Below are 16,181 nucleotides of genomic sequence, written 5' to 3'. Positions count from 1 at the left end.
CGTGCCCGCCTCACCTCTGGCTCCCGGCTGGCTTACCTACCCGGCTGACGCAAACGAGCTCAACCCGGCGTTGTGGGCATCCACTGTCACCAGGACGCGAAGCGGCGCCGTGTCCGTGGACGGTGTTTCTGTGACCGAACTCGCTGAGAAGTTCGGCACCCCTGTGTACGTGGTCTCGGAAACAGATTTCCGCACACGGGCAAGGAATTTCCGGGAGGCGTTCAACGCTGCGTTCCGCGACCTGTGCGGTGGAGTGGACGTCTACTACGCGGGCAAATCGTTCCTCTGTTCGGAGGTGGCCCACTGGGTATCGGAGGAGGGCCTGCGCCTGGACACCGCGTCCGGCGGTGAGATGGCGGTCGCGCTCCGCGCGGGCCTGCAGGGACGCCAACTCGCGCTGCACGGCAATAACAAGTCCGACGCCGAGCTGAACCGTGCGCTCGATCTCGAGGTCGGCCGCATCGTGGTTGACAGCCTCGATGAGCTGCAGCGGGTCGGCGCGCTCGCCCAGGCCCGCGGCGCCACCGCGAATGTCATGCTCCGGCTCACTCCAGGCGTGCACGCGCACACGCATGAATTCATTGCCACCGCGCACGAAGACCAGAAGTTCGGGCTGTCGCTGGCGCCGTCGTCGTCGGGCACGGAATCACCAGCGGCGCAAGCCGTAGCTGCGGCACTGGACCACCCCTGCATCCGCCTGCTCGGAGTACACAGCCACATCGGGTCACAGATTTTCGAGTCCGCCGGGTTCGAGCTGGCGGCGCGCCGCCTCCTGGGCTTCCTCGCCGAGGTCCGGGACCGTCACGGCGTCGAACTGAAGGAACTCGATCTGGGCGGGGGCTACGGCATCGCCTACACCGAGGAAGACACCCCGCGCTCGCCCGCGGCCATCGCCAAGGCAATGGCCGCCGTCGTCGGTGAGGCGTGCGCTGCGCACGGTTTGCGGGCGCCGCGGATCTCGATCGAGCCCGGCCGCGCCATCGCCGGACCAAGCACCTTCACCCTGTATACCGCCGGCACCACCAAGACGGTGCAGGCGGACGTCGACGGCGCCTCCCACCCCCGCCGCTACGTCTCAGTTGACGGCGGAATGAGTGACAACGCTCGCCCGGTGCTGTACGACGCCGACTACTCGGCTGTGGTTGCATCACGCACCTCCGCAGCGGAGCCGGTGCTTTCGCGCGTAGTCGGGAAGCACTGCGAAAGCGGTGACATCGTTGTGCGCAGCGTCTACCTGCCCGGCGACACCACGCATGGAGACCTGCTTGCGGTGCCGGGAACAGGCGCCTACTGCTGGTCGCTGGCCAGCAACTACAACTACCTCACCCGACCCCCTGTGGTCGCGGTGAAGGACGGCGAGGCACGCATCATCGTGCGCGGCGAAACCGAAGAAGACCTCCTCTCGCGCGATGTGCTGCGCAAGACGGGAAACGACCGAGCAACTCTGGAAGCAGGAGCCTGATCGATTTGATGAATGCCCCCCACACCACCGTTTCCGACGGCACACTGCGTGTGGCCCTGCTGGGCTGCGGAAACGTCGGTTCACAGGTTGCGCGGATCCTCCTCGAGGACGCCGACAACCTGGCCGCCCGCATCGGTGCGCGCCTGGAGCTCACCGGCATTGCGGTGCGATCCATCGACGCACCCCGTGAGGCCGAGCTCCCCAGGGAGCTGTTCACCACGGATGCGGAATCCCTGGTGGAGGGAGCGGACATCGTCATTGAGCTCATGGGCGGAATTGAACCCGCCCGCACCCTGATCCTGCGGGCGATCGACCACGGAGCCACCGTGGTCACCGGCAACAAGGCACTGCTCGCCCAGGACGGGCCCACCCTCTACGAGCGCGCGGACGCGGCGCACGTCCAGCTGTCCTACGAGGCCGCCGTCGCCGGAGCCATTCCCATTCTCCGCCCGATCCGCGACAGCCTCTCGGGAGACCGCATCACGCGCGTCCTCGGTATTGTCAACGGGACCACGAACTACATCCTGGACCAGATGGACTCCACCGGCGCCCAGTTCGCCGATGCACTGGCCGACGCGCAGCGCCTCGGTTACGCCGAGGCCGATCCCACGGCGGACATCGAGGGATATGACGCCGCTGCCAAAGCGGCGATCCTCGCCTCCCTGTCCTTCCACACGCGCTTCGCGCTGGAAAACGTGCACTGCCAGGGCATCACCTCCGTCTCGGCGGAGGACATCTCCGCGGCCAAGGACGCCGGCTACGTCATCAAACTGCTCGCCATTGCGGAGCTGCTGAAGGATGAAGCGGGCGACGACGGCGTCAGCGTCCGCGTGCACCCCACCCTCCTGCCGCGTGAGCATCCACTCGCCGCGGTGCGCGGAGCGTTCAACGCGGTCTTCGTCGAAGCGGAGAACGCCGGCGAGCTCATGTTCTATGGCCAGGGAGCCGGCGGAACACCGACCGCCTCCGCCGTCCTCGGAGATGTGGTCAGCGCCGCCCGCCGCATGGTGCTTGGCGGTCCGGGCCGAACCGAAACAACGACGGGCCACGTCCCTGCGCTCAGCATCGACATGGTGAACACGAGCTATTACATCGGCCTGGACGTGGCGGACCAGCCCGGCGTGCTCGCTCGGATCGCGCAACTCTTCGCCGAGCACGGCGTCTCGATCGAGACCATGCGGCAGACTATCCACCCGGCAAGCGACGGCGGGGCGGCGAGCGCGGAACTGCGCATCGTCACACACCGGGCCACCGAATCCGCGCTGGCAACAACTGTGAAACATATCCAGGACCTGGACGTCATCAATGCAGTGACCTCCGTCCTCCGAGTAGAGGGACTCTGATGGCTCACCAATGGCGCGGGGTTATCCGCGAGTACGCTGACCGTTTGCCGGTGACGGAGTCCACGCGCGTGATCACGCTGGGTGAAGGTGGAACGCCGCTGGTGCACGCACCGGCGTTGTCGGAGCTCACCGGTTGCAGCGTGTACCTGAAGGTCGAGGGGATGAACCCGACCGGTTCCTTCAAGGACCGGGGCATGACCATGGCCATCACCGCGGCTGTTGAAGCCGGGGCGAAGGCCGTCGTGTGCGCCTCCACTGGCAACACTTCGGCGTCCGCTGCGGCTTACGCAACGCAGGCCGGTCTGACCTGCGCGGTATTGGTGCCGGACGGCAAGATCGCCATGGGCAAACTCAGCCAGGCCATAGCCCACGGCGCAGAGCTGTTGCAGGTGCACGGCAACTTCGACAACTGCCTCGATGTGGCCCGGAAACTGGCGGAGTCCTACCCGGTGTTCCTCGTGAATTCCGTGAACCCTGCACGCATCGAGGGCCAGAAGACAGCCGCCTTCGAGGTTGTTGATTCCCTTGGCGACGCCCCCGACTATCACCTGCTGCCTGTGGGCAATGCGGGAAACATCACCGCCTACTGGAAGGGCTATAAGGAGTACTCGCAGCCCTATACCTCTCCCACAGCAGGGGAATTGCCCGCGGTATCGACTCGCACCCCCATCATGTGGGGCTTCCAGGCCGAAGGGGCATCGCCGCTGGTGAAGGGCTACCCCGTGACTGAGCCGGACACCATCGCCACCGCCATCCGCATCGGCAATCCGGCGTCCTGGGACCAGGCCATCACCGCGCGGGATGAATCGGGCGGGCTCATCGAGGCGGTGACCGATGAGGAGATCCTCGAGGCGCACCGCTGGCTTTCGTCCCGTGAGGGCGTCTTCGTGGAACCGGCGTCGGCTGCCGGCGTTGCGGGCCTGATCAAGAAGCACACAGCCGGAGACGTCCCGGAGGGCAAGACCATCGTCATTACAGTCACGGGGCATGGCCTCAAGGACCCGCAGTGGGCGCTCAAGGCGGCGGACGGTTCTGACGTTGAGCCCACCAAGGTGGAGTTCGACGTCGTCAGCGTTGCAGGGGCGCTGGGCCTGGCGGACTCGCACGTGGGCCAGCGGGCAGATGCTTAGCGGAGCGCCGGCCATGACTGAGGCCATGGTTGCGTCCGGGCAGGAGGTTTCGGTGGAAGTCCCGGCAACCAGCGCCAACCTCGGCCCCGGTTTCGACAGCCTGGGGCTGGCCGTGACGCTCTACGATTCCATCCGTGTCCGGACCACCGAAACCGGCACGACGACGGTGACGGTCACCGGAGAGGGCGAGGAGTCCTTGCCGCGGGACGAGACGCACCTGGTTGCAGCAACTATCCTCGGCACGCTGGAGCGTGCAGGGTTCGCCAGCCCCGGCCTGGAAATCGAGACACGGAACGTGATTCCCCATGGCAGGGGCCTCGGGTCTTCCGCGGCGGCAATCGTCTCCTCCGTTTTGGCGGCCAACGCGATTCTTCCCGAGTCCGCCCGGATGGATGCGCGCGCTGTCCTGCAACTGTGCTCCACGCTCGAGGGACACCCGGACAATGTGGCACCGGCGCTGCTGGGTTCACTGGCGATCTCGTGGGAAACGGGTCGTGCCTACCAGAGCACCATCCTCCCGGTGCATCCTGATGTAGTGCCTGTTGTCGCCATTCCCGCCAGCGAACTGTCGACAGAGGCAGCGCGTGCCCTGTTGCCCGCTTCCGTACCGCATAACAGCGCGTCATCCAACGCCGGCCGCGCCGCCCTGCTGGTGCACGCGATGACAAACTCGCCCGAGTTTCTCTTCGATGGGACCAGGGACCTGCTGCATCAGGATTACCGCGCCCAGGCCATGCTGCACAGTGCCACACTGATGCGGGCGTTGCGATCCGAGGGCTTCGCCTCGGTGATCTCCGGCGCCGGGCCTACAGTAATGACGCTTGCCGTGGGTCAGGACCAGGCAGCCGCGGTCATCGAGGCGGTCCAGCGCATCGTCGTCGGTGCGGATGAGGGTATTGACTGGCGTGTTCTACGGCTGAACGTGGACACAGAAGGTGCTAAAGTGAAGGTGCACCAACGGTAATTGCCTGCTTGAATCGTTGACGTTCATCACGCACCGATCTTACGAAGACAGTTCCGTATTCAGATGTGCTTCTGTTGATCTGGCCGTCATCTTCTGTGACCGTCGTGAAACTGCCTGTGTGTCAGCAGTGGCTCAATCTCAGGTGTACCTCCCAGAACCTGATGCGGCAGCAGTCACATCGTGACTGCTACGCACTGGGGCTCGAGGTCTCCAGCACGCTCGGCCACGCCGGAAAGCATCCGGCCAGCACCGAAACCTTAGCTTCCAACTCTTCTGACTTGGCGGCGGGCAAACCAAAACCGCGATCCACATCAGAGATGGATCGCCCGACGAGGGGGAAGGAATCCTTCGTGACTCAAACCACTGACCTGCCGACAGGCGTGGATACCCAAGCCGCCGAAACGAACGGCGCACCAGCTTCCAAAAGTTCCGGGCTTGCCGGACTGAAGCTCGCCCAGCTGCAGGCGCTTGCCGGTCAGCTTGGTATCACCGTAGGTTCGCGGATGCGCAAGGGTGACCTCGTGGCCGCAATCTCCGACCACCAGCGCGGCTCGGCAGTGGCAGACCGCCCCAAGGCGACGTCTGCACAGGCTCCGGCACACGAGAATGCATCGTCTTCGTCAGGCAACGCTGCTGCACAGAACGGTGCCGGTGCTGCATCGCAGGAGCAGGCAGCTGAGCCTGCCGAGCGGCCAACCCGCACCCGTAACCGTAATAGGCGGGCGGGAAGCGACGGCGTCGTAAAGACGGAGCAGGCTGCCTCTGACAGTGCGCAGGGCAATCAGGCTGTGGGCTCCGCGGCCGAGTCCGAGGGCGGGGCCGTCCAGGAGAATTCCGGAGCTGATTCGGAAACTCCGGATCGAGGCCGCCGCAGCCGGGACGGGCGCCGTGGGCGACGCACCGAGTCTGAGGCACAGGGCAGTGCGCAAGCATCTGAGACCGACGGTGCCGAGCAGGGCGCGCAGCAGAATGCTGAGAACTCCGAGGGTTCGGATAGCCAGGGCGAGCGGCGCAATGACCGCCGCGACCGCAACCGCGACCGCAACGAGCGACGCTCCAATGACGATCGCCGTTCAACCGAAGACAACCGCGATAACCAGAACGACCGGGACAACCGGAATGATCGCGGAGACCGTGGCGACCGTGACAACCGTGGCGACCGGGACAACCGGAACGACCGTGACCGGGACAACCGCGGCGACCGCGACGAAGGCAACAGCCGCAACCGGCGCAACCGTAACCGCAACAACCGCGAGGATGACCGCAACAACCGGTTCCGCGACCGCAACGAGCGCCGTCGGGGGCGCAGCAACCAGAACCCGGACGTCGACGACGTCGAGGTCACCGATGACGATGTCCTGCTGCCCGTTGCAGGCATCCTGGACGTCCTCGAGAACTACGCATTCGTGCGCACCTCCGGTTACCTGCCAGGAGCCAACGACGTTTACGTCTCTCTTGCCCAGGTCAAGAAGTACGGGCTGCGCAAGGGCGATGCCGTAGTCGGTGCCATCCGTGCGCCGCGCGAGGGCGAGAGCCAGAGCAGCACCCGCCAGAAGTTCAACGCGCTCGTCCGGTTGACCTCCATCAACGGCAAGAACCCTGAAGAGCTGAAGGACCGCGTGGACTTCGCGAAGCTCGTTCCGCTCTACCCCTCCGAGCGCCTGCGCCTGGAGACCGAGCCCAAGAAGATCGGTCCGCGCGTCATTGACCTGGTGGCGCCGATCGGCAAGGGCCAGCGTGGACTCATCGTGTCGCCTCCGAAGGCCGGCAAGACCCTGATCCTGCAGGCTATTGCCAACGCCATCACGGTGAACAACCCGGAAGTGCACCTCATGATGGTGCTCGTGGACGAACGTCCCGAGGAAGTCACCGACATGCAGCGCACGGTCAAGGGTGAGGTCATCGCCTCTACCTTCGATCGCCCGGCTGACGACCACACGACCGTTGCCGAACTCTCGATCGAGCGCGCCAAGCGCCTCGTCGAGATGGGAATGGACGTCGTCGTACTCCTTGACTCGATGACCCGCCTGGGACGCGCCTACAACCTGGCAGCACCTGCCTCGGGCCGTATTCTCTCCGGCGGCGTCGACTCGGCGGCCCTGTACCCGCCGAAGCGCTTCTTCGGTGCAGCCCGCAATATCGAGAACGGCGGCTCGCTGACCATTCTCGCCACGGCGCTGGTGGAGACCGGTTCGAAGATGGATGAAGTGATCTTCGAAGAGTTCAAGGGCACCGGCAACATGGAACTGCGACTGTCCCGCAACCTCGCGGACAAGCGCATCTTCCCCGCGGTCGATGTCAACGCATCGGGTACCCGGCGCGAGGAGAACCTGCTCTCGCCGGACGAGGTCAAGATCATGTGGAAGCTTCGCAGGGTCCTTTCCGGACTGGAGCAGCAGCAGGCACTCGAGCTGCTCACCAACAAGATCCGGGAGACGCAGTCGAACGTCGAGTTCCTCATGCAGGTCCAGAAGACCACGCTTGGATCAAAAAGCGACAACGATTAGTTGAGTAGCCGTTCGAGACATGCCGGCCGGCATGTCTCGAACGGCTTCGCGCGTTAAACCACCCACCACCGCTCGAATCCGATACTGAAGGTTGTGTCCGCCATGTTTGAGTCCATTCAGGGCCTGCTCGATGAGCACGCCGAGCTGCAGGTCCGGCTGTCTGATCCGGCCGTCCACACAGACCAGTCCCTGGCTCGCAAGCTTGGCCGGCGCTATGCCGAACTCAGCGGCATCGTGGAAGCGCACACACGGTGGCAGGCCCTGGAAGATGATCTTGAAGCCGCCCGTGAGATGGCCGAGGACCCTGAATTCGCTGCCGAGATCCCCGAGCTTGAGCAACAGTTGGCTGCCGCGCAGGAACGTCTGCGACGGCTGCTGATCCCGCGTGATCCCAACGACTCCCGCAACGTCATCATCGAGGTCAAGGGTGGCGAAGGAGGAGACGAAGCCGCGCTGTTTGCCGGCGATCTCCTCCGGATGTACACCCGGTACGCCGAATCCCGCGGCTGGAAGACCGAGCTCATTTCCGCCAATGAATCCGATCTCGGCGGGTACAAGGATGTCCAGATGGCCATCAAGGGATCATCGAATGACCCTGCCGAAGGCGTGTACGCGCGGTTGAAGTTCGAGGGCGGAGTTCACCGGGTGCAGCGCGTTCCGGTCACGGAGTCGCAAGGGCGGATTCACACCTCGGCAGCCGGAGTACTGGTACTACCCGAGGTTGATGAGCCCGAAGAGGTGGAAATCAGTCAGAACGACCTCAAGATTGACGTCTACCGGTCGTCCGGGCCCGGCGGCCAGTCGGTGAACACCACGGACTCCGCCGTGCGCATCACCCACCTTCCCACCGGCATCGTCGTTGCCATGCAGAACGAGAAATCCCAGCTGCAGAACCGGGAGGCAGCCATGCGCGTGCTGCGCTCTCGCATCCTGGCTGCCAAGCAGGAAGAGATCGACGCCGCGAACTCTGACATCCGCAAGTCCCAGGTGCGCACTATGGACCGGTCAGAGCGGATCCGCACCTACAACTTCCCCGAAAACCGCATCGCTGATCACCGCACGGGCTACAAGGCGTACAACCTCGACGCCGTCATGAATGGTGAGCTCGAACCGGTAGTACAGTCCGCCATCGAACTGGACGAACAGACCCGGCTCGACGCCATCGGCGACGACGCGTAGGAGAGTCGGCACAGCATGGAGTCGCTGGCGGATGCCCTGCGCGAAGCTGCGTCGACGCTGGCTGAGGCAGGTGTGCCGAGTCCGAGGGTCGACGCGGAACTCCTCGCCGCGCACCTCATGGCTGAGAGTGTGGGTCGGGTGCGTGCCCTCGCCTTGATCGGGGCTGCGGTGCCGGAGGGGTACGGCGAACTCGTTGCCGAGCGGGCCCAGCGGGTGCCGCTTCAACACATCACGGGCATTGCGTACTTCCGCGGTCTGGAGGTTGCAGTGGGACCTGGCGTCTTCATTCCACGCCCGGAGACGGAGGCGGTTGCCCAGCTTGCCATTGATGCGGCGCGGGGTATCTCCGGGGCGCGCGTGGCGGACCTTGGAACCGGGTCCGGCGCCATAGCAGGCTCGATTGCGCAGGAGGTGCCCGACGCGGACGTTTATGCGGTTGAACTGAGCGAGCTGGCGTTGGCATGGGCGGCGCGCAATTTGAAGCCGCACGGTGTCACCCTGGTCAACGGCGACTATGCCACGGCGCTCAGCGAACTGAACGGAACGTTCGACGTCGTCGTATCTAATCCTCCCTACATCCCAACCGATGCGGTTCCTCGCGACCCCGAAGTTGCTGAGCACGACCCGGAGATTGCACTGTTCGGGGGGAGTGCCGACGGGCTGCGCCTACCCCTGGCCGCTGCAGCTGCGGCCGTGCGCCTCCTGAAGCCCGGCGGTTATTTCGTGATGGAACACGCCGAGGTGCAGGCAGAAGCACTGATGCGGATACTGGGCGCAGACCCGTCGTGGAAGACTGTCTGCACGCACCAGGACCTTGCTGAGCGGGACCGTGCAACATCGGCAATTCGAACCGACGTGCTGTAAATGAAAGGATGGCTGGCGTGAGTGCCACCTTCGATTGCTCCGACTCCACCGAACGCAGTGAGGGAATTGCGCGTGCCCAACGTGCGCTTGCCGCAAAGCAGTGCGTGGTGATTCCCACCGACACCGTGTACGGCATTGCCGCGGATGCCTTCACACCGCAAGCCGTTGCCACGCTGCTCGCATCCAAGGGCCGCGGCCGCAGCATGCCGCCGCCGGTTCTCATTCCACGCCTCCAGACCATGGACGGGCTGGCAACCGACATCAGCCTTGAAGCCCGCAGGCTCGCCGAGGAGTTCTGGCCGGGCGGCCTCACCCTCATCTGTCATGCCCAGCCTTCGCTCACCTGGGACCTCGGGGACACGTTCGGCACTGTGGCCCTTCGCATGCCGAACGACCGCGTTGCGTTGGACCTCCTGATCCTGACGGGTCCGCTCGCCGTCTCCTCGGCGAACCGCACGGGGCAGCCGGCGGCTGCTACCGCGGCTGATGCCTATGCCCAGCTGGGAGACGCGGTGGAGGTCTACCTTGAAGACGGTGCACGCTCAGCCGACGCCGGTGCGTCCACCATCGTGGATACCACCGGAGATCTGCCCGTCGTGGTTCGCGAGGGCGTGATTTCGTTCGAAGAGCTGCGCGCTGTGGTTCCCGGGGTCGTACGTGGAACCGCCGGTGACGACGCCGGTGCAGAGGACGGGAGCGCGGAAGAGGAACGCGGCACGGAAGAAGAACCTGCGGGCCCGCAGGACGCGACGCCCGCTGAAAGCCAGCCCACTAGCGAGGACCGCGTCGACGAGCCCCGGCCTCCTCAAGGATCGAACTGACGCGGGCAGGAAGGGCGACGCCCTGCCGGGCAACCCAGCCGGCAACCTGATCCTGGCCGAACCACATCAGTTCAACCCGCCGGATCGACCCGTGCAGGCGTTCCTTCAGAAGTGCGGATACCCCGTATCCCGTGCGCAGGATGAGCCGACAGAGAAATGCCGGAAGAACCAGGGGAATGCCGCCGGTGGCCTCGAGCACTGACCGCACGGTCATCCCTTCCCAGGGCTGCAGGACAATGCGCGGCACCTCACCCTCATGCAGGCCGACCGTCCGGATCAGTTCAGCGAGGGCATCGACCGAGGAGACCGGGCTGGGTGCGGTGCCGGGTGAGGCGACCGATGCCAGCGGTGAGGCAGCGAGCCGGGCCAGTGCCGTCGTCGTCGGCCGTTCAAGGCCCTGGACGGAGGTGGCGCGCACCGAGACAATTTCAAGCGTGCCGAAGGGGCCGAGTCCAAGCGCCTGTTCCCCGAGCGCCTTGCTCCGAGAGTAAGGGGAAAAGGGTGCAGTGTCCGGCGATTCGTCGAGGACCGGACGGTGCCCCTGCACGGCCGCGCTGCTGAGGTGCACCAGCCGATGAACCCCCGCCGCGGCGCACGCGCGGGCGAGCAGCACGGGGAGCAGGGCGTTGGCGCCGGTCAGCTCCGGTGAGCCGGGACTGCGCGGTGCGGCGGCGCCTGCCGCATTGACCACCACGGTGCAACCGGCGAGTTCAGCCGCCAGGCGGTCGACGACGGCGGCCTGCCGGTCAGCCTCCGCGAGTACCCGTGCCGGTGTGTCTGCTGATGCACTGACGCGCGGTGCCCTGACCGGCCTTGCTTCCTCACCTGCCTCCGTGAGCGCCTTGAGGACTGCGCTCCCGACGAAGCCGCTGCCGCCGACGACGGACCAGATCATGAGGCAGCGCCCGTTGCCCGGGGAGTCAGCGCCGGCATCGGCAGCCAGTCGGGATCCCGCAGGACAAAGCGCGACTCGCGCCACCCGTGCCACAGGGAACCGACGCCCGAAAGAGTATGCTCGACCGCGATCAGCCGTACCAGTTCCTTCGCTGCGGTGAGGGCTGTTCCCAGTGCGAATCCGACGCGGTTGAATTGCCCGTACTCCATCAAATACCTTGCGAGATGCCCGCGGTTCCGCATTCCGCAGTAGCGTCCCAGGTTGCTCGAATCGTTCAGATGCCGCAGGCCGAGGTCGATCTGCTTCTGCGGGCGGGCCTTCCGCAGCACGAACTCGTCAATGTAGACAACTGGCTCCCGCTGGGAGATGAGCCAGCCGTAAGTGGTGTCATCGCCGTTGATGAAGAACCGCGGGTCAGGCAGTCCCACCTCGCGGACGACGCCCGCATGCAGGAGAACACCCTCGAAGCACGCCACATTGGTGCGGAAAACCGGAGAAGAAGCGAAGACGTTGCCGGGAATCGGGAAGTGCACGCCAAGGAACGGGTTGAAACGGTGTTGCCAGAAGAAAGGTTCACCGGTGTGGTCCAGGCGCCGGCCGTGCAAGCATCTGTAGTGTTCGAGCCACGGGGAAAAGGCGGCCAGCGCGCCGGGCAGGACTTCGACGTCGTCGTCCATCAGCCACAGCCAGGTCGCGCCGTCGGCCAGCGCGCGCTCAACACCGGCGGAGAAGCCGCCGGAGCCACCGGCATTGACTCCCAGCCGGTGAACCGTCAGCGGGACCGGAAACGAGGCGGCCGCCGCTTCCAGTACCTCACCGGTGGAGTCGGTACTGGCGTTGTCAACGACGACGACGGCGGCAGGCGCCGGATCGAGCTGTCCCAGAGAATCCAGCAGTCGGCTCAAGTAGCCGGCGCGGTTAAAGGTAGTCACCACCACGGTGACGGACGGCTGCGCGGTCATCAATCAGAACCCGAAGTCGGAGGGAGGGCCGAAGCTTCGCCCACGCATTCCTGCAGCGTAGGCACGGGCCCAGGAGGCAAGCCCGCGGATATCACCCCTGCGGACGTAGTAGACCGGGTACCCCACCACGTCCGCTACAAAGGAACGCACACGGATGTACCGACGCGTGAGATGTCCGCGGTTCCGGAAGAAGTAGAAGCGCTTGAAGGGTGTTTCCGGAACCAGCACATGGAGCCGGTCGCCGATGACGTGCTGCACTTCAGCCCATCCCGGCGGGTGGCTGAGCGCAACGGTGGTGACCGTACCGAAGGGGATGCCGGCGCGGCGGAGCCTCAGCATGAAGTCAGTTTCATCGCCGCGGATGAACAGGCGTAGATCCGGCAGCCCGACCCGGAAAAAGACGTCGGCGCGGATCAGCGCTCCGTTGAAGAACTGGGCAATGTCCGGAATGAAGCCAAGGTTCTCCACCTGATCCCGATCGTGGGTGGTGCGCCCCTGGATGCGAAAGGGGAAGGAGAGCCGGGTGGAATCGGTCGGTGCGACGATCAGGGGCACGACGACGTCAAGGTTGCGCAGATGGGCGGACTCAAGCAGTTTGCTGAGGACAGCGGTGTCCTCAGGGTGGGCGTCGTCGTCCATGATCCAGATCCACTCGGCGCCGCTCGCCATCGCGGAAAGAATTGCGAGGGAGAAACCGCCGGCGCCGCCCAGATTGGTGGCGGACCGGATGTAGTTCACGGGAGCGCTGGATTGTTCAGCCAGGGCAGAGACGTCCTGTGTGCCCGAGTCAACCAGTGCCACAGATGCGATCGGGTGATCTTGCCGTGCGAGCGCTTCGAGAAGTGTCTGTACGTCATCCGGTCTGTCGAAAGTCACTGCCGCTACAGCCACGGTTTCCTGCAAAACGGTCCTTTCGGCCAGCCTCCGCAACGCTCAGCTCGCGGTGATCGGTCACAGGGAGCACGCATCAGTCGGGCTAGTATTCTCGGGTAGGGAAAGTCTATTACACGGCCCGGACGGCCTTTTCGCGCCGGATCGAAGGGGGCGTGACGCTACGCCAACCGCCCATCCAAAGGAATCATGACACAGACGGATAACCAGAATTCCGCGGCTCGCGTGAATCAGGACGACTCCGCCGGCAGGACCGACAAGCCGGCCCTGTGGTTGTGGTCCCAGTACGCCTTCGATTCCTTCGCGTGGATTGTTGCTGTCTTCCTGGCCGTGATCCTTCGCCTGGAGCTGCTGGTCACCCAGATCAATGTGCCGGGTGCAGTCGTCTTCTGCGCCGTTGCAGTGATCTCCCAGCTGGTTGTCGGGATGAGCTTCGCCCTCTACCGGGGGCGCTATGCGTTCGGTAGCTTCCACGAAGCGCGTCTGCTGGTGATCGTGACGGTGATTGTTTCTGTGATCCTGCTGCTGGTGAGCATCGCTTTCATCAGCGTCATCCAGATCCCGCGAAGCGTGGCTATTATCGCTTTCCCTTTTGCCTGTATCTTCATGGCGTCAACCCGCTATCTGAAGCGTATGTATGTGGAGAGCAAGGCCAAACCCGGCGACGACGCGCAGCGGACCCTGATCTATGGGGCAGGCTTCCTCGGCAAGTCGCTGGTAACCCGGATGATGCAGGATCGGGAGTCCCCCTACTTTCCGGTCGGCCTGATCGATGATGATCCCGCCAAGAAGCACCTGCGGCTCGCCACGGTTCCGGTACTGGGCCGCCTCGAAGATCTGCCCGAGATGGCGCGGCGCACGCGTGCAACCGCCCTCGTCATTGCGTTTTCCGATGTTGAAGCGGCGCAGGTGAGGCGCGTTTCGGACCTCGTCACTGGGCTTAACATACGCGTACTCGTGCTGCCGCCGCTGCGCGAGATGCTCGCTGGAGGCGGAGAGAAGGGCCTCACCGATTTCCGTGAAGTGGCGGTGGAGGATTTGATCGGCCGGCGTCCGGTGGATATCCGCGCTGACGAGGTGGCGGGCTACATCGCCGGCAGGCGGGTTCTGGTGACCGGTGCAGGCGGTTCCATCGGCTCCGAGCTGTGCCGCCAGATCGCAGAGTTCGGGCCAGCGGAACTCATCATGCTTGATCGTGACGAAACGGGACTTCAGACCACCCAGATCTCCCTGACAGGCAGGGGACTGCTGACGGGCAGGGACACAGTCCTTGCCGACATCCGGGAAGCAGACACGCTGCGCGCAATCTTCGTAGACCGCAAACCTGAGGTGGTTTTCCATGCGGCGGCGCTTAAGCACGTGTCCCTGCTTGAGCAGTATCCGGAAGAGGCGTGGAAAACGAACGTCCTTGGCACGCTCAACGTTCTGCGGGCAGCCGAAGCGGCCGGTGTCAGCAACTTCGTAAACATTTCCACGGACAAGGCCGCCAATCCCACCAGCGTTCTTGGTCACTCGAAGCGCGTCGCTGAGAAATTGACGGCCTGGACGGCCGGCGCGGCGGGCGCAAGGTACGTGTCCGTCCGCTTCGGCAACGTTATTGGTAGCCGCGGATCGATGCTGCCGCTATTCACTGAGCAGATCAGGGTGGGCGGACCGATCACTGTCACCGACCCCGAGGTGACCCGCTTCTTCATGACCATCCCTGAAGCCTGCCAGCTCGTCATTCAGGCGGGAGCAATCGGCAGCGGGGGGGAAGTCCTGATCCTCGACATGGGGGAGCCGGTGAAGATTCTGGATGTGGCCCAGCGGATGATCGCAATGTCCGGGAAGGACATCGAAATAGTCTTCACCGGCCTGCGCAAAGGCGAGAAACTACACGAAGACCTTGTGGGGATCGACGAGGACGACGCCCGCCCCCTCCACCCCAAGATTTCGCACACCCGGGTAGCGGCACTTGATCCGGGCATGCTCGACCTGCGTGACTGGAAGGTCAAGGGCGGCATCGAGGCCTATTCCGAGGGCATGCAACCTCCGGCTGAAAAAGGGGCCTGACCATGCTGCTCTGGGTTGTTGTCGGTTCCTCCCTGCTGCTCAGCCTGGTCCTGCCGTTTGGACTGAAGCCGATCCTGCAGAAGCTGGGCGTGCTCGACATCCCCAATGAACGGTCCTCTCACACCTCGGTGGTTATCCGGGGAGTGGGCATCACCGTCGCAGTGGGGATCGTCGTCGGGCTTCTTCTGTCCCTGCTGACCGGCCTGGTCCCGGTAGACCGCTCAGTGGTGCTCATCGTCCTGGCAATCCTTTCAGCGGCGGCCGTACTCGGCTGGATCGAAGACTACCGGGGTCTGTCGATCCGGCTGCGTGCGCTGATCCAGTTGACGATCGGAGCAGTCGGAACCACTGCTCTTGCATGGACGATCGGGCAATCCTACTGGTGGGTGCCGATTGGCGCGCTTGCAGTGGCCGCCTACGTGAATGCCGCCAATTTCATGGACGGCATCAACGGTATCTCCGGCCTCCATGGCGTCCTGGTGGGCGTGTTCTACTCGGTAGCCGGCATGCTCGTGGGCCAGTTCTGGCTTACAGTCGCTGGACTTGTGGTTGCTGCAGCTTTCGCTGGATTCCTGCCCTGGAATCTTGGGCGGGGTTTTGTTTTCCTCGGCGACGTCGGCAGTTATCTGCTGGGCGCGTCCATCGCCGGCATGGCGGTCGCTGGCTTGCTGGCGGGCGTTTACCTCGAGTACCTGCTGTCTCCTGTGCTGATCTATCTGGCCGACACCTTCATCACCTTCCTGCGGCGAGTGAGAGCGGGGGATCGCTGGTACGCCTCGCACCGCGAGCATGTCTACCAGCGTTTGACCGACGTCGGACTCACCCACGTGCAGTCAGCGCTTGTGGTCACCGCGTGCTCTGCACTGGTCGGTGCGGCCGGATTTGTCCTCGCTACGGCACCGGCACCACTGGCGATCGTCTGCTCAGTGTTCGCGGCCGCCGTCGTCGCGCTGTACATCTACTCGCCGAAACTCCTTGCCCGACGACGGCTGATTCCGGCCGACGGTTGAGAAAAGCAACTAAGAGCGGGATCGATTTCTATCTGCTGTAGAATTTCAGGGACCGGCCGGGCTGAGACGCCTGCCCAACCTACCCCTCGATGGACGGAACC

Annotated in this window: 13 protein-coding genes; 10 read left to right on the top strand and 3 right to left on the bottom strand. The window is 64.6% G+C overall.

The window, feature by feature from the left end; genetic code table 11:
- Position 1: 1 nt before the first annotated feature.
- The 8 genes from lysA (at position 2) to ACZ2GY_RS10665 (ending at position 10,270) form a co-directional block, all read left to right on the top strand.
- Positions 2-1,462: a diaminopimelate decarboxylase gene (gene lysA, locus ACZ2GY_RS10700; protein ID WP_471671850.1), complete on the top strand. Its 1,461-nt coding sequence runs from the start codon at positions 2-4 to the stop codon at positions 1,460-1,462.
- 8 nt (positions 1,463-1,470) lie between these two features.
- Positions 1,471-2,805 (top strand): homoserine dehydrogenase, encoded by a 1,335-nt coding sequence (locus tag ACZ2GY_RS10695; RefSeq protein ID WP_471671849.1) that lies wholly within the window; start codon positions 1,471-1,473, stop codon positions 2,803-2,805.
- On the top strand, positions 2,805-3,935 hold the full coding sequence (gene thrC, locus ACZ2GY_RS10690; protein WP_277359703.1) for a threonine synthase: 1,131 nt from the start codon (positions 2,805-2,807) through the stop codon (positions 3,933-3,935). The genes ACZ2GY_RS10695 and thrC overlap by 1 nt, the downstream gene beginning before the upstream one ends.
- A 13-nt stretch (positions 3,936-3,948) precedes the next feature.
- The gene (gene thrB, locus ACZ2GY_RS10685) at positions 3,949-4,899 is read left to right on the top strand and encodes a homoserine kinase (protein WP_471671848.1); all 951 of its coding nucleotides are present in this window, start codon (positions 3,949-3,951) and stop codon (positions 4,897-4,899) included.
- 350 nt (positions 4,900-5,249) lie between these two features.
- On the top strand, positions 5,250-7,406 hold the full coding sequence (gene rho / locus ACZ2GY_RS10680) for a transcription termination factor Rho (protein WP_471671847.1): 2,157 nt from the start codon (positions 5,250-5,252) through the stop codon (positions 7,404-7,406).
- Between the two features lie 102 nt (positions 7,407-7,508).
- Positions 7,509-8,585, top strand: a complete 1,077-nt coding sequence (gene prfA, locus ACZ2GY_RS10675; RefSeq protein ID WP_056548352.1) for a peptide chain release factor 1 — start codon at positions 7,509-7,511, stop codon at positions 8,583-8,585.
- Between the two features lie 15 nt (positions 8,586-8,600).
- Entirely contained in the window at positions 8,601-9,449 is an 849-nt protein-coding gene (prmC, locus tag ACZ2GY_RS10670; RefSeq protein ID WP_346028114.1) for a peptide chain release factor N(5)-glutamine methyltransferase, read from the top strand.
- A gap of 17 nt (positions 9,450-9,466) precedes the next feature.
- Positions 9,467-10,270: an L-threonylcarbamoyladenylate synthase gene (locus ACZ2GY_RS10665; protein ID WP_471671846.1), complete on the top strand. Its 804-nt coding sequence runs from the start codon at positions 9,467-9,469 to the stop codon at positions 10,268-10,270.
- Here ACZ2GY_RS10665 and ACZ2GY_RS10660 read toward each other — a convergent pair.
- The 3 genes from ACZ2GY_RS10660 to ACZ2GY_RS10650 are packed head-to-tail and all read right to left on the bottom strand — an operon-like array spanning position 10,221 to position 13,030.
- Positions 10,221-11,165 (bottom strand): NAD-dependent epimerase/dehydratase family protein, encoded by a 945-nt coding sequence (locus tag ACZ2GY_RS10660; protein ID WP_471671845.1) that lies wholly within the window; start codon positions 11,163-11,165, stop codon positions 10,221-10,223. The genes ACZ2GY_RS10665 and ACZ2GY_RS10660 overlap by 50 nt on opposite strands.
- The gene (locus tag ACZ2GY_RS10655; RefSeq protein ID WP_277358613.1) at positions 11,162-12,127 is read right to left on the bottom strand and encodes a glycosyltransferase; all 966 of its coding nucleotides are present in this window, start codon (positions 12,125-12,127) and stop codon (positions 11,162-11,164) included. The genes ACZ2GY_RS10660 and ACZ2GY_RS10655 overlap by 4 nt, the downstream gene beginning before the upstream one ends.
- A gap of 3 nt (positions 12,128-12,130) precedes the next feature.
- Positions 12,131-13,030: a glycosyltransferase gene (locus tag ACZ2GY_RS10650; protein ID WP_346028117.1), complete on the bottom strand. Its 900-nt coding sequence runs from the start codon at positions 13,028-13,030 to the stop codon at positions 12,131-12,133.
- Positions 13,031-13,207: 177 nt separating this feature from the next.
- On the opposite strand from ACZ2GY_RS10650, the gene ACZ2GY_RS10645 reads away from it, so the two are divergent.
- Complete coding sequence (locus tag ACZ2GY_RS10645) at positions 13,208-15,070, top strand: polysaccharide biosynthesis protein (RefSeq protein ID WP_277358611.1); 1,863 nt, start codon at positions 13,208-13,210, stop codon at positions 15,068-15,070.
- A 2-nt stretch (positions 15,071-15,072) separates the two neighbouring features.
- Positions 15,073-16,080 (top strand): MraY family glycosyltransferase, encoded by a 1,008-nt coding sequence (locus tag ACZ2GY_RS10640; protein ID WP_277358610.1) that lies wholly within the window; start codon positions 15,073-15,075, stop codon positions 16,078-16,080.
- The last annotated feature ends 101 nt before the right edge of the window (positions 16,081-16,181 follow it).

The sequence above is a fragment of the Arthrobacter sp. KKT183 genome (assembly GCF_055657625.1).
This window is presented reverse-complemented; position numbering and strand designations above follow the sequence as displayed.

What these genes read in the sequence shown, in the direction of transcription:
- ACZ2GY_RS10695 (WP_471671849.1), top strand. Translation starts at nt 1,471, where the DNA reads ATGAATGCCCCCCACACCACCGTTTCCGACGGCACACTGCGTGTGGCC.
- thrC (WP_277359703.1), top strand. Translation starts at nt 2,805, where the DNA reads ATGGCTCACCAATGGCGCGGGGTTATCCGCGAGTACGCTGACCGTTTG.
- thrB (WP_471671848.1), top strand. Translation starts at nt 3,949, where the DNA reads ATGACTGAGGCCATGGTTGCGTCCGGGCAGGAGGTTTCGGTGGAAGTC.
- prfA (WP_056548352.1), top strand. Translation starts at nt 7,509, where the DNA reads ATGTTTGAGTCCATTCAGGGCCTGCTCGATGAGCACGCCGAGCTGCAG.
- prmC (WP_346028114.1), top strand. Translation starts at nt 8,601, where the DNA reads ATGGAGTCGCTGGCGGATGCCCTGCGCGAAGCTGCGTCGACGCTGGCT.
- ACZ2GY_RS10660 (WP_471671845.1), bottom strand. Translation starts at nt 11,165, where the DNA reads ATGATCTGGTCCGTCGTCGGCGGCAGCGGCTTCGTCGGGAGCGCAGTC.
- ACZ2GY_RS10655 (WP_277358613.1), bottom strand. Translation starts at nt 12,127, where the DNA reads ATGACCGCGCAGCCGTCCGTCACCGTGGTGGTGACTACCTTTAACCGC.
- ACZ2GY_RS10645 (WP_277358611.1), top strand. Translation starts at nt 13,208, where the DNA reads ATGACACAGACGGATAACCAGAATTCCGCGGCTCGCGTGAATCAGGAC.
- ACZ2GY_RS10640 (WP_277358610.1), top strand. Translation starts at nt 15,073, where the DNA reads ATGCTGCTCTGGGTTGTTGTCGGTTCCTCCCTGCTGCTCAGCCTGGTC.